The following is a 24,143-nucleotide window of genomic DNA, read 5'->3' on the forward strand; positions in this document are numbered from 1 at the left end:
CGCCATCAGGGGTCTCTTCGAGGAGTTGAAGGGCGTTCCGGACCGCGATGCCGTGGGACTGATGGCGGACGCGGCCGACGACGTCCTCGACGATGTCGATGCTGTCTGCAGGGGAGTCAAACACGGTGACCTCGTGCGGGCCAAGCCCGCGAGGACCGTGCTCGGTCACGATCTGGAGCGTGTGGTCGCCGTTCGAGGCCCAGCCGCCGCGCGCGTCTGAGTCGACCGGCTCGAAACCGGCGTCTTGGAGCGCGTCGACGAGGTCGCTACTCATCGCTCACCTCATCGAAGACATCCTCGTCGAACTCGACGCGCACGACCTGGTCGCCGTCGTGGTAGAGCGTGCCGACCCGGACCGGCGGGTCGCCCGCTTCTTCGCGCTCGGTCTCGCTGGGGAGTGACTCGACGAACGCGCGCCACGCGTCGTGGTCGAGGCGGCCCTTCTCGTCGTCGAACTGTCGGGTGAGTTCGATTTCCGCGAACGTCTGCGGGCCGCCCGAGTGCGCGGCTGGGTCGTCGAGCCCGTTGACGTCGCCCTCGAAGCTGCAGTGGACGTGGTCGGCGGGGCCGTCGTCGACTGAGGCGTCGCGGTGCGCGTAGACGGCTGTGGTGTCGAGCAGGCGTGGGTCGTGTTCGGGCTGGCGGACGGGGATGACGCCCTCGTGGTGCTCGTAGAGCGCGGGCGCTTCGTCGCGGAGGTGGGCGAAGACGCCGTTCGCGAGGTCGTTGAACAACTCGGGGTCGGCGTCGTCGAGGTCCTCGGGGTCGAGGCCCTCGATACGGAGGTAAGCCGGCATCTTAGACCATCCTCCCATTATCCGGGTTGTCGACGATGTCACCGCACTCAGTGCAGATGTACTGGACGTGGTCGCGGCCCGTCCGAGGGTCGCGCGAGACGGTCTGGGTGACGTCCGTCTCCGCATCACAATCGCAGGCCATCAGGCATCACCGTCGGTTTGGTCGGCGAGCCATGGTCGCTGCGTGCTGTCGGCGTCGTCGTAGCCGAGGACGTCAGGCCAGCGTGGCCGGTCGCGGTCAGCGATACTGTCTGGCAGATGCTCTTCGGGGTCGTAGCTACCGTCGGGCGTGCCGGCGGCGAATTTCGCGGCGGCCGCGTAGATTGCGCCCTGACTCAGGACGTCACCCCACGTTAAGGGCTCGCCGTGACCGTCGCCGCGACGGATCATCCCGCTCCACGTCACGTCGTCGTATCGGCCGGACTGTCCGTATCGCTTCGAGATTGTGACGGTGAGGTCTGTCTCGGCGTGCTCGAAGACATCCTCGCCGTTGCCCCGGCGGTGGGTCCAGTCGTCGGGGAGGATTGGCGTGGGGCTGGTCCGGCATCCGCTATCGGGCTGAGCTGTCTCGTCGGAGGTGTCGGGGCGGCGAGCGAATCGGACGTGCGCGGTGTCGGTGGCGTCCGTTCGGTCGGCCGCCAGCTGCGTCTCGCGGAACTCGTAGCGCTGGGCGTACTGTTTGAGTGCGTTGCGTTGGCCGACATTGTGGAGGGTGGCTTCGACGACGTGGAGCGCGCCCGCGTTCTCGGCTGTGGCGGTGATGTCGTCGACGGCGAATGGGCCGTGGTCGAGGGCGTCGACGAACTCGCGCGTCTGGGCGTCGAGGTGGTCGTCGTTCGATGCGTTCTTGTCGCAGCGTGTGGAACTCATAGATTGCTTCACCTTCTGGGTTGGAGCACGAGGTCGGCCGCTGCAACGGCCGGCCGGATTCTTCCGGTGTCCCCCGCTCCTTACTACCCACTTGTATCCCCGGCACCTTATACTTTGTGCATCCTGCACATCTATATTGCCATGGTTTAGGAAAAGTGCTAAGTGCGCACGCCATGTTATTATGCACATGGCGTTAGACCACGAAGACGAAATCATGGACGCCGACGATTTGACGAAGACCGACCGCGCAATCCTCGACTTCCTAAAACAAGGGCGCGGCGGCGACGGCCCATGGGGGATTGCCACCAAAGGCCGACTCGTCGACGAAACCGGATTCTCCCGAAACAGCGTCTACAACCGACTGGAAATCCTCGAAGCAAACGACCACGTTCGCGTCGTCCACGAACCAACCCGCGAGTTCGCGTTCGTCAGCGACCCCCGCGACGACGAGGACGGTGAGAGCGATGAGTGAGCCACACCTCTCACTCCGGCAGGCCGCCGACTACGTCAACACCGCACACCACGAGATCGACGCGGACGGCCTCGACATCGAGGGCGAAACCCAGTTCGCCGAAATCTGCACCGACCTCGAAAACACGCTCCGTCAGCTCGCACTCCTCGCAGAAGCTGGCTCCCTCGACGAGGACGAGAACGCATGAGCGCAGAACTTGAAGACCCAGAGTCCGAACGCTCGCTGCGGGCGCTCACGGACGGCGACCTCTCCCTCGCGGAACTCGCCGACACGATCCGCGCAGCGACGCCCGGGGATCTGCTCGCGCTCGCCGAGGAGATCGACGACCTCTCCCGCCAGCACGAACTCGCCCACACCAGCACCGTCGTCACCGACGACGACCGCGACCGAGAGGAACGCATCCGGTTGTACCCGAGCCAGCTCCGGCTGCACGTCGACACGCCGACGCCGGAGACGAAGACGACGCTCGGGAACTTCGCGCACCTCGTCGAGACCAGCCACGACGGCGATGCCAGTATCTACGAGACCAGCCCGCTCGACGTCTGGACCAGCCCCTACGAGCGCGTCGGCGTCCTCCTCGACGACTACGCCGCCACGGTCGGCACGCTCCCCGAATCAGTCGAAAGCCAACTCCGGCAGACGTGGGAGCGCGGCCACGCCTTCCGCCTCCGCACCCACCCCGACGGCTACACCGTCCTCGAAGCCGACACCACCGACCTGTTCGAGGACGTCGCCAAGGAGTACCTCGAACACAACACTCACTACACGCAGTATCTCTCCGACCGGGAGATGCGGATCAAGGCCGGCGGCGAAGCCGATGTCAAGGAGACGCTCTACGATGCTGGCTACCCACCGCTCGACGAGCGCGACCTCGACACCGGCGAAGGGTTGGACATCGACCTCGTCGACGGCCTCGACCTCCGCCCCTACCAACAGGAGTGGGTCGACCGCTTCCGCGACGCCGGCTCGGGTGTGATCGATGCGCCGCCCGGCGCGGGCAAGACCATCGCCGCGCTCGCCATCATGGCCGACCTCGGCCAAGAAACCCTCATCCTCGTCCCGAGTCGAGAGCTCGCCGGGCAGTGGAAGGACGAACTCCTCGAACACACCACGCTCGGCGAGATGGGGTACGGCCGCCGGAAGATCGGCGAGTACCACGGCGGCGAGAAGAACATCCGGCCGGTCACGATCTCGACCTACGATATGGCGTCCAAATCCCGGCACGGCCGGAAGCTGTTCGACCGCGAGTGGGGACTCGTCGCCTTCGACGAAGCCCACCACGTTCCCGCGAGCGTCTGGCGGCGGACGGCGGACATCCAGTCGCGGGCCCGGCTCGGGTTGACCGCGACGCCCGTCCGGTCGGATGGGAAGAGCGAGGAGATCTTCACGCTCATCGGCCGGCCGTTGACGTCGACGTGGGAGGAACTCTACGAGGACGGCTGGGTCCACCGGCCCGACGTCGAGGTCCGGTTCGTCCCGTGGGCCGACGAGAGCGCCCGCGACCGCTATCGGGATGCGGAGGGCATCAAGCGGATGGTCGCCGCCTCGGCGAACCCCGCAAAGCTCGAAGAGACTCGGCGGCTCCTCGACGAGCACGCGGGCGAGAAGGTCTTGATTTACTCGGGCTGGACGGACCAAGGCGAGGAGTACAGCGACGCGCTCGGGCTGCCGTTCGTACAGGGCGAGACCCGGCACTCCGAGCGCGAGGATTACTACGAGCAGCTGCGCGAGGGCGAGATCCAGGGGTTGATCGTCTCGCGGGTGGCCGACGAGGGGATTGACATCCCGGACGTGGACGTGGTGATTATCGCGTCGATGCTCGGGGGCAGTCGCCGGCAGGGCGCGCAGCGCGTCGGCCGCGTGATGCGGCCGTTCGGCGGCGCGGACGCCTACGTGTTGGCGACCCGTGGGAGTCGCGAAGAGGAGTACGCCCGCGAGCAGATGGACTACCTTCGCGAGCGCGGGACAACGGTGACCGAGACGGAAGTCGAGGCATAATGTTTACCGCCGGAACGTTCTTGTAGTCTGAGGCAATCGGCGTCAGATATGGCACTCCCAGAATCTGCGCTGTGGGCGGGCGGAGGTATCCTCGGGCTGGCCGTTCTGTACTTTGCGGCTAGCATCGGAGACGCCATCTTCGGCCAACCGAGAAACGGGGGCCAGTTCGGACACAATCGAACGACCACTCTCGAACGGTTGCTCAAAAGACTCGGCGCAGTAGTCGTCTTAGCAGCCATCTTATACCTCTGGATGGCGTATTAGGGGCGCGAGAAAACTCACAGATGCCAGTCCGACCGGCGTCGCTCGCAAGCACCGCTCTCAGAACGACGAGTAGGATACTTGCGCGACCCCGTACTCGGCGCTCGTACTCGCCTCTTTCACCACGTCCCCGTTCTGCAGGACCTGCACCGTCAACTCGGCACCACTCTCGTCCTGCTTTTGCGCGTTCCCCGAGATGATGTCCGGCGAGCCATCGATCGAGATCGTCTCCGTTCCAGACCCCTCAATGGTGCGCGCCGACCCGCCCGCGCTAATCGACCCAGACCACTCTCCATCGTACACGATTTTGAACTCGAACGTATCCTCGGACCCGGACGTCGTACTCTCACTACTAGTCGATCCATCTGAGATGCTACTCCCGCTCTCGGACGTGACTTGCGCGACACCGTGCGCGGCGGTCGTGCTCTGCTCGCTGATCACCTCGCCGTCCTCACGGATTTGAACGGTGAGCTCTCCATCACCGTCGGATTGCTTTTGCGCGTTCGCGGACACGATGAAGGGGTCGCCGGTCACCGTGAACGACTCCGTCCCGGAGCCCTGAACCGACCGGCTCGACCCGTCCGTCGTGATGCTGCCTTGCCACTCGCCGTCGAACTCGACGCGAACGGTATACGCGGCCTCGCTGGTCGTCGTCGCTGACCCAGATTGGACCGTCGTTGTGTCGGCTCCCGAGCCCTCGCCCGCCGTCGTCGTGGGAGCTGGGTCGGATGCTGCCGTGGTGGTGTCCGAGTTGGCGGCCGCGTCGGTCGTGTCGTCTTGAGTCGAGTCCCCGCCGGAACAGCCTGCGAGTGCGGTCAGTAGTCCGGTGGTGCCGAGGAGGAATCGTCGTCTATCCATGGCGAAATGTAGTGAGAATATACGTATTAGTGTTGTGATGGTATCCGATTAGTTCGTATATACTTGTGGGCGATACGTTTACAACAGTCACTTGAATTGAATCCAGCATGAACCGCCGTCAGTTCCTCGGCGCGATCACAGCCAGCACGATGGGGCTCGCCGGCTGTGTCGGCAGCAACGACGACGAATCCGAGGTCCGGACCGTGACGGTCACTGTCACGCGAACCCCCACGACTACGACCGCGTCCACGACGTCGACGACCCAGCCGTCGACGGAGACCACAGCCACAACGGACACGGAGACCGAGACGACGACGACGGAGACGACCACCGAGACAACGACCGAGACGACAGAAACGCCCGATCCAGAAGAGCAGACTGAAGCCCGTCTTGAGGACACGAGAGACCTCCTGTTCGAGGCCTACGATGACTTCTTGGACGGTAACGCAGGCGATGCCGATCTCGCGTCAATCTCCGCTAAATCGAGCGACTTCACTGCCGACAGCACCCTCAGTCGCCTCGACGATGCATTCGCTGAACTCAACGCCGCAGAAGAAACCGCTACAGATGACCAACTCCAGGTCGTTCAGAAACTCGACAGTGTGGGGTCGTTCCTCCAGCACGTGACGCGCACACAGGACGCGCTCACGGAGGCCTATCCGCGAGTCGAAAGCCTCCTCCAAGGCGCTCGGAACGAAAACACGTCGAAGATCACGTCTGCGATGAGCAATCTCTCGCCGGCAGTCTCGGATGCAGTCGCGCACAAGGATCGCGCAGCGTCGATGGTGTTACAGGGTTTCGGGGAGGTCCCGTTTATGAGCGGAGATGACGCGAAAAAGAAACTGTACCAGATTCGAATGGAATGCCAGACTCTCGAAGCGATTACCGATGCCGGAGAGTCATTCGCGAACGCGATGGAGGCGATTAGTGCCGGCGATGATGCATTCGACAGCGAGGACTACAATATCGCGCGAAGCGAGTACGGTGACGCAGCAGACGAGCTCGCCACCGCTAAACAGGCGCTCGATGACGCGAGCGACCACCTAAGCGGGAGCGCCTCCTCGCTGGAAACCCACATCGATAATCAAAACTCGTACGCGGCAGAGCGCGAGCGTGAGGCAGAACAGAACGCCAGCACGTAACCGCCACGAATCACATGTTAGAGTGCTCGTTTCGTTGTGCGAATCTCCGTTTCAATTGCTCGGAGTGAGCGAGCCAGACTAGTTCGCGCCTCGAAATCTAACTTCATCTCCCCCCACTCGAATCGCGCATCCTGAAGGACAAACGGACCCGCGTCCGCGTCGAGGTCGGTAAACGCCTCGACATCGAATGCGTACCCCGGTTGGACGAACTGGGATTCAATCGACACGGACCCCGTCACAGTGTCCTTCGCGACACCCTCGGCAACGAGGCGGCGAGCAATCGAGATGAGTTCGGCTTCCGTCTCGGCGTCCGGCCGGAATTCAGCTGGACCCTCAATTTCGCCCCGCTCATCGATTGCTGCATCCGAGGATGCGGTTACCGAGAGCCGCTCCCCATCATCGTCCTTGGGCCCGAGCACGGTTATCGTATTATAGTAGCCTTCGACTGTATCCACCGGGTCCGCGTCAACCGTGGTCCAGTCGACGTCCGTCGTTTCGTCCCCCGGCGCGAACGCCTTGATCACGCGGTCGTCCTCGCGGTACTCGGGGACGAACATGAGCCCGGAGTCGTCCGCGATGGAGTCAAGAATCTCGAACGGACTGCCGGTATAGGTCTGGTCGTCGATGACCCGGAGAGCGTTCGTTGTGATTTGGAGTTCCCAGTCGGTGAGCGTTTGGGGTTGGTAGCCTTGCTTCGGCGTGGTTGCATCCCGGCTGCCGTAGCCGTCGAGCGTGACGCGGCCTCGGATCTCCGTCCCGTAGACCGCTGCTGCCGCGAAGTCGGCGGTGATGGACGTCGTGTGCTGTTCGGTGCCGTCGTTGGGATGCCAGGTCGAGCCGCCGTCGTTCGAGGCCTGGAGGCGCTGGCCGCGACTGGTGTCGTTCATCGCGACGGCGAGGTCGGCGAGTGCGATGTTGAACTCTTGACTGAATGGGTCGGCTTCAAGCGTGATTGGCGCGTACAACTCGGGGCCATCGAGGGCGTAGTTGCTGTCGACGCTATTGTCGAAGGTGAGTGCGTCAGCGTACCTGGCGTCGTGCGGGGCGAGCACGTCGATGAGGTAGCCGGCATCACCGCTGCCGACGACTTCCAGTCGGACTGTGAGCGTCTCGCCGGCGGAGACTTCGTTTGGATAGGGATCTGTTTCGATCCAGAACGTTCCAGCGCCACCGATGGTCACGTTTCCGAGATTTTCGTCGTCGACGATACAGTCGACGTCGACGACGCCCTGAGATGCCAGTGGCTTCGTCCGAACTGCCACTACAAGTTCGCCAGCCGGAATGGCGTACTCTGGCGTGATCTCGTATTCAACGTACTCTCCAACATCGGTGAAAAAGACTGCTGAATTATCGGACATCTCCTCGTCGATTGATGTCCCGCCCCCACCGCCGAGGGTCTGGTCTTCGGCTTCAGCCGTCCAGCAGACCTGCTTTGGCTTGAGTCCATTATCGACCTCGGACGGAATATCATCCGAGCTAAGTGCCTCGCAGAACACGGTCTCCAGTTCGCTGTCGCTGCTGGCGTCCTGGACCAGGAAGTTCTCGTCAACGATGTTTTCTGCAGGGGGCGTGACGTCAACTGTCCAGCCGTCGAGTTCCTCCGTTCCGAACCGGTCAACCGCTTCATAGCCCGGTTCGCTTTGGACATCGAACGACGTTCCGCCTCGGTCGAGATCGTCGAGGATGCCGAGGCCTTCGAGCTGGGCGCTGGCATCGGAACGACCGCCGTCGGGATGATAGCGCGTGTAGGGGCCACGCATCCAGACGCTGCCATTATAGTACAGGTAGGCTTCGCTGGCGAGCCAGTCTCGGAGGTGGTCGAGCCGGGGGAGGTCGACGCGCCAGCGGGCGACAGCACTGACCTCAGGTTGGAGTGTCGGTGAACGGGTATCGAGATCGTTGTCATTGAGGGTGGCTCGCTCGCCCGTCTCGTCCTCGAGGACGATGAACCATCCTTCGTCGGGGACATCGAGGTCTGTGGTCGTCGCGACAGTACTGGAGTCGACGCTCGTGTAGGGCGTGTACGGTTCGACGTAGTACTCGTAGTCGTGATTCTGCTCAACCGTAGTATCGGTGTGCTCGACGAGGCCAGTCCCTGGATTCGGGTCGAGCGTCGTCACGATCTCCCAGTCGGTGTAGCCAGTGTCACGGAGCGGATTTCGTTCGTCGCGTCGCCAGACTCGAACGCCAGCTTCGTTGTCGGCGTTATCCGTGAACTCGAATGTCACCGAGTTCCCGGTCGTGTCAGTAATCGTGAGTCCTGTTGCTCCCGGGAACTCGGTGACGATCGAGACGGGAGTCGTCCAGCTGCCGGTGACGTGCTCGGTCTCGGTTCTTGCCCGGATTTCGTATTCTTCGCCGTCTTCTCGCCCCACGAATTCCATCGTGAGCGTGTCGTAGCTGCCGATGAACTCGCCGAACCCGGTCGCCGACGAGTCCCACGACGACTCGCCGGTCTCCCGGATCTGGATTCGGACTGAGCCGTAGTTCGAGACCGCGGTCTCGCGGTTAACCGCAACTTCGTCTTCGACGCCGTTCCCCAGCTGGGGTGGATCCTCGTCTGGGAGGTTGGTCTGGACTTGGATGGGCATCTATGCGTCCTCCGTTGTGGTGTGCTCGGTCTGAGCGACGACCCGAATATCATACAGTTCGCCATTCCGGAGGCCGTCGAGTGTGTACTGCTCGGTCTCCCGAGCGACGGTTCCGTGGGTCTGCCACTCCGACTGGTCGGTCGGCTTGTAGTCGATTCGCGTCTCGCCGTAGTCGTGGTTGGCCGTCCACGAGAGGTCGATAGTAGTTGCTCCCTGGTCGGGCGAGGAGAGGCCGGTCGGCGCGGACAGCAATGCGATTGCCGAGGCCTGGACGCTCTCGGCGGCCGTGTGATCCGTCTCTCGCCGGATGGTGTAGTAGTACTTCTCACCGTCTGAGAGCCCCGTGTCCGTATAGGTGGTTTGCGAGAGGTCCGAGATCATCGCGACGACCGCCCCCGTCGAACCGTCCGTCGACCGTAACAACTCCCACGTCCCGTCGCTGGAGTTATCGTTCCGGGTCCACGAGAGCGTGAGCTCGTCTTCGATGGCGGTGTCCAGCGCGATCCCGGACGCAGACGGCAAGTCGGTCGTCGCGGCGACCTCGCCCGAGAGCGCCCCCGCATCGCCCCCGTACACTGCCGCAACGCGGTAGAAGTACCGTTCCCCGTTCTCGCGGTTACTGTCGATGAACGACGTTCCGGTCGTCGCCCCCACGGACACGTAGTCGCTTTCCGCACTACCACTGGATTCTGCGCGGAAAATCTCGTAAGTGTCCGTTTGGTCGACCTCAGTCCACGACAGGTCGACCTCGGTCTCCCGCGTGGCGTCGACGCTCAGCCCCGAAACGTTGGTCGAGACCGTCCCCGAGTACGTCCAACTGGATGTCGTATGTTCTGTCTCCACCAACACCCGGGCCTGCACCTCGTCGGTCGACTCCGAGTACGACATCGACTGGGACTCGCTGTTCGGCCCAGGGTCCGTTCGAGATGACCAGTCGCCATCCTCGTAAATGACCACCCTGAAGTTGTCCTCGTTGTCGCTCTCGTCGGTCCATGTGACGGTCACGCTGGTAGGGCTGTCAATAGTGAGCGAAACGTTGCTGGGGGCGGGAAGGCTGGTGGTTGCTGCTGCCTCGGCGCTTGGGTCAGATTCTCCATCGGGATTTGATGCAGTAACCCGGTAGTAGTACTGCTCGCCGTTCAACAAGCCCGTGTCAGTGTATGTGGTCTGGCTGGCAGCAACGCTATCGATCTGCGTGTAGTCACTGAGCGTGCTCCCCGATGCCTGGGCGCGATAGATGTGGTAGTCGTCCGTGCCATCAGCTGCGTCCCACGAGAGGTCGATTGCAGAGTCGGACGCGGATGCAGCAGAGAGACTGGTTGGGGCGGCTGGGGGAGCGGCATACTTGATGTCATCAATCCATCCGTCCGCTCCCTTGTCGTCGCCCGCTGTATCGACCGCGAATTCTAAGGTATCAATAGTACTGGATGAATCTGCAGACTGGAATGACTTGTCCTGAACCTCCAGGACGCCATTAATCTCGACATCATACGTCGCTGACTCGAAGTCCGGGATGATGTGGAAGTCGTAGACGGCTCCTTCGTTGAATTCGTAGAGGTCGTCGTCGTCCACTTGGATGTATCCAGTATTTGTGTTGAGGTAGATAGTTGTGAGTCGTGCGAAGTCACTGGATTGTACGAGTGTGACTGCGAGACCGGGGTTTGTAGCGGTGGAGCGGAAGTTCGGGGGCGTGATTTTCACCGAAAACCAGACATCCGAACTGAACGGTGTCGGGGGCTGGATACGAGCTTCTTTGTTTACGTCTCCATTATTTTCTATATATCCCGAGTACGCCCCGTAAATCGGGTCGCTCGAGTCGACGGTCATGTCCCCATCGTTATCCGTCCAGTCATCGACGGTTCCATCCTCGAAATCCTCCAGCACCGTCACCATCAGGCACGCACCTCGTCTCGATACGCTGCCTCGATATCCTCGCGACTATCCCCTTCCTCGTACCGAGTCAACACCGTTGCCTCGAACTCCCACACGAATACGTCTCGCTCGACGCTCGGCGTCGCATCAGCCCCTGACCGAAGAACCGCCCACACCCCGCCACGGCCCTCGTCGGGGACCATCGCGACCAAGAGCGAGTCCACGTCCGGAAAGCCCGAGAGAACCTCCCGGTAGTACGGCCGCCCCCGGCGCGTGCGTCCCGTCCGAATCGTCGTCCCGTCGACCGCCGCATCGACCAGCGACTGGAGCTGTCCATGCCGCTCACTTGGCGTCTCGTCGACACCGTCGAGGACGAAGACGAACCGTGCTTCGATCTCTCCCCCTGGCTGTGTGTTGAAGAGTTGGCCGTCAAGGAAGTCCGCCCGAACATCGCCGGCATCGGTCTCAAGCGTCCACGGCGCAATCTCCCCCATCGCTACCGACCCCCTCCGACGCCCCGACGGAACCGGTCACGTTCCTCGCCGAACTCAGCCCGAATCCGGCCGCGAAGGAAGCGCTCGAACTCCTCATCGTCGACCTCGAGGTTACCCTCCACAGTCAACGACGTGAGGAGGTCCCGGAGCTGCTTCAATTCCTCCACAACCCGAGCCGCTCCCCCACTGTTCGAGCTCGACTCCGTGGCGTCCGCTATGAGACTGGCGGGCGCGCTCGACCCTGACCCCGGCGACCCAGACGACGACCCAGTCGATCCCGGCGACCCATCTCGGAACCGCTCGCGAAGCGTCTGGAACTCGGACTCGCTGACGCCAAGCGTCTCCGCCGACGCGCCGCCCGACTCCGCGACCGCGTCAAACAGTGCTTCGTTGATCTTCGTCGGCGCGTCTTCGACCTCCTCGGTGCTGTCGAATTCCTTGTAGCCGTCGACGCCGTCGACGAGCGCCGCCCGCATCTCCTCGGTCGGCTCGCCCTTAATCGGTCCCTCGGTCTGGTCGGGTGTCATCGTACTCGGGTCAGGCTGCGCGTTCGTCTCGAACGCGTCCGCGTAGTCCTGCCCGGCTTGGGCCCCTGCGTCTGCGCTTTCGTCGCCGAGCTCGCCGGGGTCGGGGGCCGCATCGGACGGGTCGCTGGGGCCCATGTCGATGCCGGGGATGGACTGGATTTTATCGACGAGCCACCCGATCTTGTCGCCGATCCAGTCGAAGACATTCCCGACGACGTCCTGCACGCCGAAGAGGTTCTCTCGCCAGGCCCCGTAGAGTATCCCGAGCGGGCCCAGCAGTCCGAGGAGCCACGTCGGCGCGGCGTCAAGCCACCCCTTCACCGTCTGGAACGCGTTCGTTGCGGTGTCCCGAATCCCGAAGATGTTGTTCGTCCACGCATGGTGCGCGCCGGCGACGATACCGACGAGCGCGCCGAGCGCGCCGATGATCGCCCAGATCGGGACCGTAATCGGCCCGAGTGCGACCTGCGTCGCGACCAGCGAGGGGACGAGCCCGCCGGAGAGAACGCCCGAGAGCGAGAGGGATGCGCCGGACAGGACGCCGTACGCGCTGGAGAGCGCGACAACGGACTGTGCCATCGTCCCGAGCGTGAGTAAAACGGGGCCGGTTGCGGCGGCGACGCCTGCGAGCGCGATGATCGTCTTCTGTTGGGTGCTGTTGAGATTCTGGAACCACTCGGCCGCGCCCTGCACGTAGCCGGTCGCGGTCGATAGCATCGGCATCAGGACCGTCCCGATGGCGATGCCCGCGTCCTCGATGTTCGAGCGGGCGATCTGCATTTCTGCGTTTAGTGTGTCCCGCTGGGTGGCCGCCATCGATTTCGTCGCGCCCTCGGCGTCGCGAATTTGATTCGTGTTCTCTTGGAGAGCACTGCTGCCTTCCTGCATGAGAGCGGCCATCGCCGGGCCTGCCTCGGTCCCGAAGATCGAGGCTGCATCGCCGGCCGCGACGCCCGCCTGCTCCATGTTCTGGAGAATCTTCGTCAGCGAGAGGAGGTTCCCTTGGGAGTCCCGGGTCTTGACGCCCATCTCTTCGAGCTTCGTCGCGGCCGTGCTGCTCTCGTCGGAGAGTTGGCTGAGCACGTTCCGGAGCGCTGTCCCCGCGCGCTCGCCTTGGATGCCGACGTCGCCCATCTGGCCGATTGCCGCCGAGGTCTCTTCGATGTCGACGCCGAGTGAGGACGCGACGGGTGCGACAGTCGACATGGCCGTCGACATGTCTTGCATCGTCTGGTTGTGGTTCGAGACGGTCTCGGTGAGCGTGTCGGTTACCTCGGTCATCTCGCTGGCTTCGAGGCCGAACGCCGACATGACGTTCGTCGCGACGTCCGTCGCTTCCGCCATGTTCATCTGGCCGGCTTCGGCGAACTCGGCGACGCGCGGCATCACCTCCATCGACTGCGCCGCGTCGAGGCCCGCACTGGCAAGGTAGTAGTAGGCGTCCGCCGCCTCTTGCGCGCTGACAGTTGTCGTGTTCGCGACGTCGCGCGCGGTCGCTTCAAGATCCTCGCGCATCGTCGCGTCGACGTCCCCCATCACGGCGATCGACTTCTGCATCGCTTGATCGAAGTTTGCTGCCGTGCGAGCCGACAGCGCCCCGATCGCGGTGAGCGGGGCCGTGACCCCTGCGGTCATCGTCTTTCCGGCGGACGTCAGTCGTTCACCTGTTTGCTGGGCTCGCTCCCCGAATCCGCCGAGATCCCGCTTCGCGTTGTCGAGTTTGCCCTCGAAGTCCGACTTGTCCAGCTCAAGGACAGCGGTTAGTGTTGAAATGGTTGGCATCGTTTAAACTGAGAGTTGATGTCCGAGCTTCGAGCGCTCTTCCTGTCGTTTTCTATACCGAGTGATCCAGAACGTCTTCTCCGCCTCGTCCATCGCGAAGAAGTCTTCGGGCCGGTAGCGGTGCTCGCGGTTCAGCCACTCGAGGAATCGTCCGATAGGAGAGTCTGCAACATCTCGAGCTGCTGCGACTGCGTCTCGCCCTCGCCAAGCGCCAAAAAATCTTGGTAGAGCTCGCCGACTTCGTCTTCGGTGAAGCCGATTGTCTCACGCCAGACCGCAGGTTCGTTGAACGACGGGTCGACGGCGTGCTCAGACAGCGTTGCCTCCATCTGCTCGATCCCGACCTGGGCTTCCTCGAGGAGGTCGAACAGGTCCGCATCGTCTTGTGCCTTTTCGAGGACTGTTTGCTGCCGCTCCTCGAACTCCTGTTGCGTCTCAGGATCGGGGTAGAGGAACTCGATTTCGACGCCGTGGCGTTCGACAGTGAACGTGTCTCGCGCTCGAGCGTCGAACAGTTCCTGAGCCTTCCCGTAGAGTTCGGCCTGCTCGCGCTGTTGCTCCTGCTCTTGCTCGCGCTGTGCCTCGAGAGCGTCGTTCGCCGCGTCTGCGTTCGCGATGGTGCTGGTCATTGAATCACCTTAGGCGCTCGAGTAGTCGACCCAGAAGCCGCCCTCGACCCACCACGTCCACGACGCAGTCGGCGGCGTCGACGACGGGTCGACTTCGGGGCTCGTCAGCTCGCAGTCCTCGAAGCGGTGCAGCAGCTCCGAGTCGGCTTCGACATCGACCGCCGAGTAGTCGGGGTCGTAGTCGAAGTACGCTACCTCGATGTACTCGTCATCCGATGCCAGCGTCTTCCGATCCGACGAGTCGAACGTGATCTTCCCGTCGCTGTCGACGATGCCGATCTTCTCGAGGGCGGCGAGGTCCGGCGCGATTGCCGAGGCGACCTCGACGTCGATCGTGTTGTTCGTCCGGTAGCGTTTCGTCCGGCGCTTCGAGCCGGGGTTGAAGTCCTCGTTGGACTCGTCAGTACTGATGCTGAGGTCATCTTTCGTACAGTTTCCGAGGACAGTCCGGACCGATTCAGTCTCGCTCTCATCGACATGGAGGACCGCGACGACGCTGCCCTCCACTTCCAGTTCGCTCGTGATTTCTTCTGCCATAGTGTTGTGATCTCGTGAGTTGTGGTTGGTCGGTTAGCGATTCGACTGCGTGTAGGCCGTCGTCAGCCAGTCCTGGGTGAGCGCGAGCCGGTCGCCAGTGACCTCAGTCCAGCTGCTCGAGTCCGTTCCACCGGGCAGCAGTTCGGGCGCGTCGACGGCGACGTCCAGGCGGTCGGCGACCGCCGCCATAATCTCAGCCATGCGGTAGGTCGGGGCGTCCTGTTCAGAGCGCCAGTCGTCCGTCGCGACGACCGCGACTTGCACCCGAAACTGGCGCTGGATCGTCGAGAACTCGCGCTGTGAGGTCGACGTCTCGGTGACTGGCTGGACGCGAACGACGACTGGATGCTCTTGTTCGTCTTTCGGCCAGCCTTCGTCGACCGCCTCGGCCGTGTCGGCCGCGTCGAGGAGCGAGACGAGCGCGTCGTGGCCCCGAAGATCAGTGATGACGTCGACCAGCGCGTCGTGTAGGCCGTAGGTCATGCGTTGCCCTCCTGCGCGGCGACGCGATAGACCAACTCCTCGATGTCACGGATCAGCGCCATCTGTTCGCGGTCCATCGCCGGCCGGAGCATCGGTTGCGCGGCCATCTTACTGGTCCCCTTCTCGACGTGCTCGGCGTAGTCGGCCGTGTTGCCGACCTCCGTGATGATAGTCCCGCGTCGTGCTTCGGTCAGTCCCGTCCACGACGCTCGGAGATTGCCAGTGTCGACGGGAGAGCGCTGCTGGGCCTCCTTCTGGATGTTCTGCTCGCCCTCTTCCATCCGTTCCATGAGCTTGTCGTCGGCCTCTGCGACCATGCTCTCGAAAGCCTCCTGAGCGTCCTCGGGAGCGAAGCCGCTCTCGAAATCGAGGTTGGCGTCCATCGTCAGACCTCCACTCTCGTCACTTCGAGCTCGACGTGCTCCGGGACCTCCGAGTCGAGGCGCTGCAGCGTCGGCGGTTGGAGTGCGAATTGACCAGTTACCCCCGCAAGCTCCACCCGGTCGTCCGCTGCGACGCCCAGCTCGTAGGAGCGACCCACGACGACCTCGTTGCCGTCGGTGTCCGCCTCGGTCTCGGCGACGACGTCGCCGATATCTCGCGGGTCGACGTAGAGCCGGTAGACCTCTTGAGGCCACTCGCCGTACATCTCGCGGACGTACTCGGCGGACCGCTGCTCGGTCCGGACGGCGACATCTTCGTACACCGGCGACCACTCGTAGACCGGCTCGGACTCACCGTAGGGGTCCTCCTCGACGCCCGTCTGCTCTTCCGTGAGGAAAGTCGCCCGTTCGTTCTCGAAGCCGTCGATCATGTTAGCTCCCGCCGGTCGTCACGTTTCGGTCGGAGTCCCAAGAGGCGCTGCTGCCGAGCCGCCCCGACGGGTCCCAGTTCGAGAGTTCTGCCCGAAGCTGGCCGACCCGTCCGCGCTCGTAGGTCTTCGACGCGTTGCCGACCGACTGCTGGCGGGTCGAGCGCTCCCGGTAGGAGAGGATCTTGATGGACGCGAGAAGTTCCTCGACGCGACGCAGCTGCGTCACGTCCATCGCCTCCACGTCGTTGACCCGCTCGTTGTCCTCCTCTGCCCGGTCGAGGTAGGTCTGGATGTCGTCGTCAGATAGCGACGTGTCGATGAGCGCTCGGACATCACTCGGAGACGCCTCGGTCACGGGTTAGTCCTCCAGTTCGTTGAGCCGGGCGTCGATCGCCTCGGTCGCACCGGCGCGATTCTTCTGCTCCTCTTCGAGGTTCCGGAGTGCAACGAGCGCCGCTTCGTCGTCGACGTCGTCGAGCTTTTCGTCAAGCTCGCCGAGAGTGTGGCTCTCGGGGTTGAACGGGGGCGTCTCCGACTCACCGTCGGTCCTGTCGACGTTGGCGTCCGAGTCTTCGGGCCCACGACCGCCGCGTTCGATGTGGCGGTGCATCGCCAGCAGCTTGTCGGCGACCGCAGGATCCTCGACGAACGCGTAGCCGTCCTCGTCGAACTCGAGCGGGGACTGATCGCCGAGGATCTGCGAGTTGCGGAGTTCGGTCGCCTCGCCGCTTTCGTGTTTGATGTAGGGCATGGGTGGTTACGTCTGGATCGGGATGTTCGCCGACGGCTGGGTGGCCGCGAAGCCGACCCGCTCGTCGATCTGCCAGACGGTGCTCTCGATCGACTCGTCGTAGTAGCTCGAGACGTCGAGCGCGCGGCGAGTCGACTCCCAGCCGAAGTTCGTGGGATCGACGAGGTAGGCCTCTCCCTCGGCGTAGTTGCCGGTGTTGTCGAGGAAGACCGGGACGTCGCCGGCGACGCCGAGGAACGCCTGCTGGCCGACGAGGTTGCCCTCGGGCAGGACACCCATCTCGACGACGGAGTCGCCGAGTTCGCTGGCCTGCGTGAACTTGTCCATGTTCAGCAGGGCGTTCATGTTCTGGCCGCCGGTGAGCAGCCGCAGCTCGGCCATGTCGAGTTCGTCCTGGAAGGCCCGCTGGCGGGCCAGCGTGATGTCCTCGTACTCGAAGACGCCCGCCGTTTCGTTCCCGGCGTCGATCGGGCCGGCGCTGTTGGTGTTGTTCGCGAGGATGTTGTACGCGATCCCGTCGACGCGGGTCTCCTCGGCGCGAACCAGGTCCTCTTCTTGGTCCATCGTGATGTCGATGACGTTGTCCTCGACGTCCTCGTCAGGGATGACGATCTCGAGGCCGTACTTCGTGTGCGCCACCTGGACCGTGTCGTAGTCCTTCGTCGCTCGCGGGAACTCGCTCCCAGGCGGGACTTCGGCGACGTCACCTTCGAAGTCGCCGTCGGAGATGGGGAACTCGACGGAGTTGCTGTCGTTGTTGGTCGCGTCGTAGTCGCGGAACGCGGTACGACTCTGGTACTTCTTGTTGCGGATCTTCTCGACGATCGCGCGAACGTCGTCGTCGCTGATGATGTCGGATGCTTTCTGAGCCATGTGTGATCAGGGAAAGGTCGTCGTGTAGTCGTCGCTCGTTACAGGAGCACCCACGCGTAGCCCGCGGGAGCGTCCTGCCCGCGCCACGAACCGCCGGCGTCCGAGAGCGCGTGGGCGGGCCCGCCGTCGCTCGTCTCGAGCTCGCCAGCCGCGCCGGTTGCCCCGAGGTCGAGATCGTCGCCTTCGGAGACCGAGCCTTCGACGGCCGCCACGGTGGGGCCGCCGACGTGGACCGGCGCGAGGCCGCTGTTCTCGGTGGCGCGGCCTCGAGCACGGACGCCGAGCAGGTTCTCGGTGTCCGTTCCGGGCTCGACTTCGCCGTCGGTGATGCCGACCGCGTCGCCGGCTTCGGTTGTGTCGCTCGCATCGGAGTAGCCGATGGTGCTGGTACTGTCGCCGCCGTTCTGTCCGGGTTCGCCTGGCATCGGTTAGAGCACCTCCAGTGCGCCGTCGTAGTCGTCCGCGTCCGCGAGGTCGGCCGCCTCCTGGCGGAGCGCCTCGACACGCTCGTCGGGGAGCGCGTTCCCGACAGTCGAGAGCTTAGTGTCGATCTCCGCGATGCGCTCGACGTCCTCATCTGTCGGGCCGCTCGAACCGCCCGAGCCGCCGGTCGGGCCACTGCCCGATTCCGGCTTCTGCGTGAGCGCCTCGACGTCGAGGTCGCCGTCGTCGGTCTCGAACTCCGCAGCCATCGCGTCGAAGCTCATCGCCTCGACGGTGGCCTCGCGAAGGCCGAGGTCCTCGGTGAGCGCCTCGGCCATCATGCCCTCGACGATGTCGACGCGCTCGCGCATCGCCTCAGCCTGCTCGGCGTCCATGACCTCGGGCTCGTCGACCTCGGCGGCCTCTTCGATCAGCTCTTCGTGTTCGTCGTACTGTTCCTCGAGTTCGGTGAGCCGCTCGCGCACCTCGGCCTCGACGACCGTCGGGTCGTCCTTCTGCCGAGCCGCTGCGACCAGCTCCTGCTCTTTGTCGGTTAGGTCCATGAGTAGTGAGTCGTCGTCAGCTGGGGTGCTCTGGCCGTTTCCGCCGTCCTGGCCGTCATCGCCACCCCGGGAGTTCGCTGTCAGTGCTTCGATATCCACGTCGTAGTGCGCCGAGAGCGCCTCAGCCGCCTCGGGCTCAATCTGCGGTGACGAGCCGACGTTGATCTCGTTCGACGGGACGGCACCGTCGGCGACGAGCGCAACGTCTCGAGCGCCCCGAACCTCGACCGGCTCGTACAGCGCATCCGGCTCGCCCTCTTCGCCCTCGACGAGCTCGACGTTGCGCATGACGACCGGCGAGATCTGGGCGAGGCCGGTCTCGACGACCTCCTCGGCCTCCCAGTCGGCGACGAACCCCTCGAAGAGGAGTCCGGTATCCTCGTCGAACGTCGTCGCCGTGATCTCGCCGACCTTCTCGTCCATCGAGACGGCGCCGGTCAGCGCTGGCCCGTCCTCGGTCATCTTCACGCCCACATGCTGCTCGGGATCGAGCGAGTCGGCGAGCGTGATCGGCTTGCCGACGAAGATCTCGTCCTCAGCCATCTGCTCGAGGATGTCCGCCGGCCAGCGTGTGCGCTTGCCGGAGAGACCTTGCGTGACGTCGCCGACGCCGAAGAGCACGCCGTGGACTGGAAGCTGGTTATCAGCCGGTTCGGCTGCGACGGCAGCAACGCCCGCGCCGTCGCTCAGAAGTTCGTACGTGGTCATAGCATGCTGAAAAGTCCGTCCGGGTCTGGACCTCGGCCCCGGATCGCGTCATCGGTGGCTGGTCAGTCGCCCGTCCAAACCGTGTGGGTGCATCGACAGTTCGGGTGCTGGGGCAGATTCCCATAGGCCTCCGACGCCGGGTACGGTGCGCCCCGAGCGTAGGCCCGGCACTGTTCGCACGCACCGTTCGCGAGGATGACGTCGACCTTCTCGACGCCGGCGCGCTCCCATTCCTTGAGCCGAGCCCAGTTGTGGGAGTTCATCAACTCCGTCCGGCTGATCATCGTCGCCCGGTTCATCGCCGCCCTCGGGGTGCCGTCCTCGACTGTCCCGAGGATGTCCGAGACACCGCGAGCGATGTCGCGCGGATTGTCGCCACTCGCCAAGCCGTCCGTCAACTCCCGGCGCACGTCGCGGGCGAGATCATCGGTCAGGCCACGGAGTTCTTCGAGGTTGCGCGAGTAGAGCTGTTCGAGTTGCTCTTGGTGGACGGGCATCCGGACCGACGCGCTGGCCGCCGCCTCGCCGCTGCCGACGTTCAACGCCCCGAGTTCGCGTTGCGCGTCTTCGAGGCCCTTGAGATACGCGCGCTCGATGTACTCGTTCTCGCCGCCGTACTCGGTGAGGACCTCGGCCTCCAGTTGGCGTTCGAGCCAGCGTCGTGCGGCGTCAACCTTCTGGGGGTCGGTCGTGAACTCGAACTGTCGTGGCTCGGGCGCGTCGACGAGTGCCTCAGTCTGCAGGCCGAAGACGTCGTTCTCGACGATGCCCTCACGGAGTGCCGACCGGATGGCAGCCAGCCGCCCCCGAAGATTCTGCGCGTACCGCTGGCGGAGAGACCGCATCCGCGCTGGCTCGTCACGATTCTGTGCGCGCTCGACGTAGCGCTCGTGGGCGGTAGTCTGGTCCGGGACGCCGACGTCGGCACTGGCGGCGGCACTCATCAATCATCAGCCTCCGAGGTCTCTTCGTCGGGGGGCCCTTCGAGCATCTCCTGCATGTCCGGTGCCGACTCGTCGACATCGACCTCACCGTCGACGAAGACGTCCTCGGGGAGGTCCATCGTCGTCTGGAGGAACGCTTCGAGGTCGAGGACGGCGTCGACTGGAATATTCCCGAGGCCGTTGTTCAAGGCGGTCATGAACTGTTCCATCTTCTCGATCTCGCCGTCATCCAGGGTTGCGATTGGGTTGTCGCTCTCCTTCGGCGCGATCTTGACCTTGAGGCCGGTTGGGTCGAGCTCGGGGTGGCGATTGGCGACCTCGCGGAACGCCTGGGTCCAGTCGCGCTCGGCGTCGCGGCGCTCCTCGACAATCGTGTCCTGGTAGGAGTTCTCCTGCCGTTCCGAGACGTGCTGGGTGACCTGATCGCCGAACGCAGTCGCGTACTTCGGCGCCGGCAGCGGCGCGAGGATGTCGTCGACGTAGTGAGCGAGAGGGTCGTCCAGATCAGGGATGGTCGGCTCCCACTGGTCGAGCGTGATCGAGCCGTCGTGGCCGATGATCCCGCCGGCTTCGAGCCCGTCGACGTTGGCGACCCACTCGTCCTGCTCGTCGCTGTCCCACGTCTCGACGATCGCCTCGCTGCTGCCCGGAATCTCGGTGACGTCCGTGTCGAACTGCGCCTTCCAGACGCCGTAGGCCGTCTTCTTGATCGCCTCGGCACGGTCGCGCTTGATCTCTCGGTACTCCTCGGCGTCATCGCCACACGCCTCGATCGCGCTGGTCCCGAAGATGCCCTCCTCGGTGGCTTCGTCGCCGCCGATGTCTGGTTCGAGCGTCCGCTTGAGGACGTCGTTCTGCGAGAGGTAGACCTCGTCTTCGTCCATTCCGCCGTTGCGCTGCCCGACGATCGACTGGTCGTCGAACTGGACGTAGGCAGCGGCCTCGCCGCGCTTCGTAACTTCGTCCTCCTCAGCTGTCTCGGTGTCGTCGGGATCCAGCAGGATGTTCTGGTTCGCGTAGGTCCTGGCGCTGACCGTCTCCGGACGGATGTGTTTGAATCCCGTGATGTTGGCATCCGGCTCGGTGATCTCGTCCTCGGCCTTGAGGAACTCGGTGAGGACCGTCCCCTTCGTCCACTTCTGGAGGATGTCGACCTTGAGATACGGGTAGAACGGCTGGCGCTTCTCTCCGGCGATCACCGCGCAGTTCTCAAGAAAGCCGCCCTCAGGAGCGAACCCAGGGACCGAGCCGTCGCCTGGTGCTTCGCCCATGAAGTAGGCCTGGGTAGCGTCGTCGTCGGCCTCGATCCGGACGCCAGGTGAGACGACGTCGCGGACGAACTGGTTGAGGTTCGCCCGGATGATGCCAATCTCGCGGTACAGCTGGTGGTACTCGTCGATGTCCTCGGGCGGGTTAAGGTCGTCGACGTCGCTGGACTCGATGAAGATCCGCGAGTTTCGGGTGACGGTCTCGACGGACTGGGAGAGGCGTTGGGCGAGCGCTTCGACGCGGCCGCGAATCGGGCCAGATGACGGTGTCGTAGACATGGTTATCGAATGGAGTTTTGGCTGGGCATCGACCCCGACTTGTAGTGGACCGTGACCTCGTCGTCGTCGTCGTCGAACTCGGTGTCGTCGCTGGCGGCCCAGACTGCCTGCATCGCCGCATCGAGGTAGTCTGGGCTGTGGTCGAGACGGTCCTTGATGTCGTCCTTCGACGAGAGCTTGTAGACCTCCGCGCCGTCCTCGCCACGACTCGCGTAGAACTTCTCCTCGAACTCCAGTTCGCGGGCCCCCGCGAGCATCTCCTGCCGGAGGTTCCGTTCCAAGATGCACCCACCGTTCTCCAACCACGTCCCGAGGAGGTCCATCCCTTCAGCCCACTTGTCGTAGTAGGTCGTTCCCTGAGAGGCCTCGGAGTTCGCCTCGAACTTCCCGACGTCGGGGAGCACCTCGTTGAGCTGGTCGTGAATCGACGAGCCGTGCCCGATAAAGTCGACCGCGACCGGATGCGAGGCCATTCCCGAGAGGATCTGCTCGAGGTCCGCCCCCTGGTCCATGTGGTCGGTGCCGCGCTCGTCGTAGTGGATGATGATCACGTCGTCGTGGACGGTCGCGAGCACCGTCTGGTCGGACGACCGCGCGACGTCGATGCCGAAGCCGTCGGGAGCGGGGAGCTCGAAGGTGGAGTCGTCGTCGAGGACCTCGCCGCGCTCCCAGGCCGCGTTGACCTCGGCGACCCCGAACGGCCGGTGGACGGTCGCGCCGTCCGGCGGCATGATGCCCGCCCGCCGCCGGTACCAGCGCTTCGCGAGGTCCGCGCGGAACTCGCTACTCTCGGGGTCCGACCATGTGCGAGCCTGGTCGACGCCCGGCCACTCCGAGCCATTGTACTCGACCCAGTCCTTCCGGAGCTTGCTGACGGTCGCAATGCCGTCGACCTTCTCGCCCTCAATTGCGCCGGTCTCGACCTGGACGTTGTGCGCCTCGAACGAGCTGAACTCCAGGACCTCCCACTCGGGATGGTCGTCCATGTAAGGGTAGATCGAGTTCGTCTCGTCCTCGGGCGGGTTCGCGATGGCTATCATGCGGTCCTGGCTGTCAGTGGTGAGCGACCGCATCGCGTCGATGACGTCCTCGTCGACGTCGGGCTTGTCCGCCTCCTCGATAATCGCGAGGGTGTAGGCGGTGTGGACGCCTTCGAGCTCGCCGGCGTCCTTTGGGCTCGCGGCTTCGAAGAAGTGCTCGGGGTCACCCTCGACCTCGATGCGTTCGGGGCGGGATTTGTACTCGCCCGGGAGCGGGACGCGAGCGTTCGAGTGAAGGTTGTCGACCGGCTTGCAGTACGTCCGCTTCATCTTCCGCTCGGTCCCCGAGGTCGCGAAGCTCACGGCGGGGTACCGGCAGAATAGCCAGACGATGGTGATGGCCGCGAGGATGTAGGACTTCCCGAGGCCGTTCGCGGAGACGACCAGGACCTGTTCGTGTTCGGCGACGGCCCGGCAGATCTCTCGCTGCTTCTCGGTCGGCGTGATGCCGAGCCAGTCCTCAATGGCGTCCTCGATCCACGTCACGTCGCCGGCGTCTGCACGCTCGGCGTAGTGCGCCGGCGGCATCGGCGCCTCGACGTCGTCGACTGCGGTCTCCGAAGGGGTCGTCGCGGCCATCAGTTATTATCCTCGTGGTAGTTCTTCAGGTTCTCCATGAACGCCGCCTCGATGCCGACCTCGCCGGAAACCTCGAGCTCGTCCGGCGGTGTGATGTTGAACTTGTCGCAGATCGACTCGAAGCGTCGGAGGAAGCGGTCGTCCATCGAGCGTCGGAACTGCTGGAGGCAGATCGCCGCCGCGGCCTTCGCGACCTCCTGGGACCCCTCGTGGGAGTCGAGCATCTGCCGGGCGTCCTCGTACGCCTCCTTCTCGTCCTCGGTGAGATGGGAGGTGAAGTGCTCGGCGAACGCACCGTGTTCGAAGTTCGGGTTGTTCTCGCCGCGGTTGTCGACAGCGCCGAGGTGGTGCTTGCACGTGCCCTCGCTCTTGCCGTCAACGCCCCAGCCCGCAGCGAGCGTGCAGTACTCGACGTCGTCGCGCTCCCGACCGTGCTCGGTCGACGTTGTCCGGTCGGACTTCGTCGCCGCGCAGATCCGGTGGCTCTTGTCGGGGTCCGGATGGATCGGGTGGCCCTCCTCGTCGGTTGGGGCCTCCTCGGCGATCTCCAGCTCGGGATCGTCGTCTGTCATGGCGTGTTCGATAAAA

The 24,143-nt window shown here is 64.1% G+C and carries 28 protein-coding genes; 5 read left to right on the forward strand and 23 right to left on the reverse strand.

What is annotated here, in order from left to right:
- The 4 genes from EPL03_RS00005 to EPL03_RS00015 form a co-directional block, all read right to left on the reverse strand.
- The coding region (locus EPL03_RS00005) for a hypothetical protein (protein ID WP_135827287.1) at positions 1–274 on the reverse strand (274 nt) is incomplete at its 3' end.
- Complete coding sequence (locus EPL03_RS00010) at positions 267–797, reverse strand: hypothetical protein (protein ID WP_135827288.1); 531 nt, start codon at positions 795–797, stop codon at positions 267–269. The genes EPL03_RS00010 and EPL03_RS00005, both read right to left, overlap by 8 nt.
- Position 798: 1 nt before the next feature.
- Positions 799–939, reverse strand: coding sequence for a hypothetical protein (locus tag EPL03_RS19675; RefSeq protein ID WP_168216148.1), 141 nt, complete (start codon positions 937–939; stop codon positions 799–801).
- On the reverse strand, positions 939–1,667 hold the full coding sequence (locus EPL03_RS00015; RefSeq protein WP_135827289.1) for a hypothetical protein: 729 nt from the start codon (positions 1,665–1,667) through the stop codon (positions 939–941). Before EPL03_RS00015 ends, EPL03_RS19675 begins: the two co-directional genes overlap by 1 nt.
- A 187-nt stretch (positions 1,668–1,854) precedes the next feature.
- On the opposite strand from EPL03_RS00015, the gene EPL03_RS00020 reads away from it, so the two are divergent.
- The 4 genes from EPL03_RS00020 to EPL03_RS00035 are packed head-to-tail and all read left to right on the forward strand — an operon-like array spanning position 1,855 to position 4,401.
- A complete protein-coding gene (locus tag EPL03_RS00020; protein ID WP_210424925.1) occupies positions 1,855–2,139 on the forward strand; it encodes a hypothetical protein in 285 nt (94 codons plus the stop codon).
- Positions 2,132–2,326 (forward strand): hypothetical protein, encoded by a 195-nt coding sequence (locus EPL03_RS00025; RefSeq protein ID WP_135827290.1) that lies wholly within the window; start codon positions 2,132–2,134, stop codon positions 2,324–2,326. Before EPL03_RS00020 ends, EPL03_RS00025 begins: the two co-directional genes overlap by 8 nt.
- A complete protein-coding gene (locus EPL03_RS00030) occupies positions 2,323–4,137 on the forward strand; it encodes a DEAD/DEAH box helicase (protein ID WP_135827291.1) in 1,815 nt (604 codons plus the stop codon). Before EPL03_RS00025 ends, EPL03_RS00030 begins: the two co-directional genes overlap by 4 nt.
- Before the next feature lie 48 nt (positions 4,138–4,185).
- A complete protein-coding gene (locus EPL03_RS00035; RefSeq protein WP_135827292.1) occupies positions 4,186–4,401 on the forward strand; it encodes a hypothetical protein in 216 nt (71 codons plus the stop codon).
- A 57-nt stretch (positions 4,402–4,458) separates the two neighbouring features.
- Here EPL03_RS00035 and EPL03_RS00040 read toward each other — a convergent pair whose 3' ends face one another.
- A complete protein-coding gene (locus EPL03_RS00040; protein ID WP_135827293.1) occupies positions 4,459–5,256 on the reverse strand; it encodes a hypothetical protein in 798 nt (265 codons plus the stop codon).
- 107 nt (positions 5,257–5,363) lie between these two features.
- Between EPL03_RS00040 and EPL03_RS19680 the strand changes: the two genes are divergently transcribed.
- Positions 5,364–6,398, forward strand: coding sequence for a hypothetical protein (locus EPL03_RS19680; protein ID WP_168216149.1), 1,035 nt, complete (start codon positions 5,364–5,366; stop codon positions 6,396–6,398).
- A 17-nt stretch (positions 6,399–6,415) separates the two neighbouring features.
- Here the strand turns inward: EPL03_RS19680 and EPL03_RS00050 are convergent, their stop codons facing one another.
- The 18 genes from EPL03_RS00050 to EPL03_RS00135 all read right to left on the reverse strand — a co-directional run bounded on the left by EPL03_RS00050 (position 6,416) and on the right by EPL03_RS00135 (position 24,127).
- Positions 6,416–8,989: a fibronectin type III domain-containing protein gene (locus EPL03_RS00050; protein ID WP_135827294.1), complete on the reverse strand. Its 2,574-nt coding sequence runs from the start codon at positions 8,987–8,989 to the stop codon at positions 6,416–6,418.
- Positions 8,990–10,882 carry a fibronectin type III domain-containing protein gene (locus tag EPL03_RS00055; protein WP_135827295.1) on the reverse strand — a complete coding sequence of 631 codons (1,893 nt, stop codon included), beginning with the start codon at positions 10,880–10,882 and terminating at the stop codon, positions 8,990–8,992.
- Positions 10,882–11,355, reverse strand: a complete 474-nt coding sequence (locus tag EPL03_RS00060) for a hypothetical protein (protein WP_135827296.1) — start codon at positions 11,353–11,355, stop codon at positions 10,882–10,884. Before EPL03_RS00060 ends, EPL03_RS00055 begins: the two co-directional genes overlap by 1 nt.
- A 2-nt stretch (positions 11,356–11,357) precedes the next feature.
- Positions 11,358–13,517: a phage tail tape measure protein gene (locus EPL03_RS00065; protein ID WP_135827297.1), complete on the reverse strand. Its 2,160-nt coding sequence runs from the start codon at positions 13,515–13,517 to the stop codon at positions 11,358–11,360.
- Between the two features lie 278 nt (positions 13,518–13,795).
- Positions 13,796–14,293 (reverse strand): hypothetical protein, encoded by a 498-nt coding sequence (locus EPL03_RS00070; protein ID WP_135827298.1) that lies wholly within the window; start codon positions 14,291–14,293, stop codon positions 13,796–13,798.
- A 9-nt stretch (positions 14,294–14,302) separates the two neighbouring features.
- Positions 14,303–14,830 carry a hypothetical protein gene (locus EPL03_RS00075; RefSeq protein WP_135827299.1) on the reverse strand — a complete coding sequence of 176 codons (528 nt, stop codon included), beginning with the start codon at positions 14,828–14,830 and terminating at the stop codon, positions 14,303–14,305.
- A 33-nt stretch (positions 14,831–14,863) separates the two neighbouring features.
- Positions 14,864–15,313, reverse strand: coding sequence for a hypothetical protein (locus EPL03_RS00080; RefSeq protein WP_135827300.1), 450 nt, complete (start codon positions 15,311–15,313; stop codon positions 14,864–14,866).
- A complete protein-coding gene (locus tag EPL03_RS00085; RefSeq protein WP_135827301.1) occupies positions 15,310–15,696 on the reverse strand; it encodes an HK97-gp10 family putative phage morphogenesis protein in 387 nt (128 codons plus the stop codon). Before EPL03_RS00085 ends, EPL03_RS00080 begins: the two co-directional genes overlap by 4 nt.
- Before the next feature lie 2 nt (positions 15,697–15,698).
- Positions 15,699–16,127, reverse strand: coding sequence for a hypothetical protein (locus EPL03_RS00090; RefSeq protein ID WP_135827302.1), 429 nt, complete (start codon positions 16,125–16,127; stop codon positions 15,699–15,701).
- Between the two features lies 1 nt (position 16,128).
- On the reverse strand, positions 16,129–16,482 hold the full coding sequence (locus EPL03_RS00095; protein WP_135827303.1) for a hypothetical protein: 354 nt from the start codon (positions 16,480–16,482) through the stop codon (positions 16,129–16,131).
- 3 nt (positions 16,483–16,485) lie between these two features.
- On the reverse strand, positions 16,486–16,878 hold the full coding sequence (locus EPL03_RS00100) for a hypothetical protein (RefSeq protein WP_135827304.1): 393 nt from the start codon (positions 16,876–16,878) through the stop codon (positions 16,486–16,488).
- A 6-nt stretch (positions 16,879–16,884) separates the two neighbouring features.
- Positions 16,885–17,751, reverse strand: a complete 867-nt coding sequence (locus tag EPL03_RS00105; RefSeq protein WP_135827305.1) for a phage major capsid protein — start codon at positions 17,749–17,751, stop codon at positions 16,885–16,887.
- Between the two features lie 38 nt (positions 17,752–17,789).
- Entirely contained in the window at positions 17,790–18,176 is a 387-nt protein-coding gene (locus tag EPL03_RS00110) for a hypothetical protein (protein ID WP_135827306.1), read from the reverse strand.
- Between the two features lie 3 nt (positions 18,177–18,179).
- Complete coding sequence (locus EPL03_RS00115) at positions 18,180–19,445, reverse strand: hypothetical protein (protein ID WP_135827307.1); 1,266 nt, start codon at positions 19,443–19,445, stop codon at positions 18,180–18,182.
- Positions 19,446–19,507: 62 nt separating this feature from the next.
- Entirely contained in the window at positions 19,508–20,389 is an 882-nt protein-coding gene (locus EPL03_RS00120; protein WP_135827308.1) for a structural protein, read from the reverse strand.
- The gene (locus tag EPL03_RS00125) at positions 20,389–21,936 is read right to left on the reverse strand and encodes a hypothetical protein (protein WP_135827309.1); all 1,548 of its coding nucleotides are present in this window, start codon (positions 21,934–21,936) and stop codon (positions 20,389–20,391) included. Before EPL03_RS00125 ends, EPL03_RS00120 begins: the two co-directional genes overlap by 1 nt.
- Before the next feature lie 2 nt (positions 21,937–21,938).
- Positions 21,939–23,555: a hypothetical protein gene (locus EPL03_RS00130; RefSeq protein ID WP_135827310.1), complete on the reverse strand. Its 1,617-nt coding sequence runs from the start codon at positions 23,553–23,555 to the stop codon at positions 21,939–21,941.
- A complete protein-coding gene (locus EPL03_RS00135; protein WP_135827311.1) occupies positions 23,555–24,127 on the reverse strand; it encodes a hypothetical protein in 573 nt (190 codons plus the stop codon). Before EPL03_RS00135 ends, EPL03_RS00130 begins: the two co-directional genes overlap by 1 nt.
- Positions 24,128–24,143 lie beyond the last annotated feature (16 nt).

Source organism: Halorussus halobius, from assembly GCF_004765805.1.
In the GTDB taxonomy this organism is placed as follows: domain Archaea; phylum Halobacteriota; class Halobacteria; order Halobacteriales; family Haladaptataceae; genus Halorussus; species Halorussus halobius.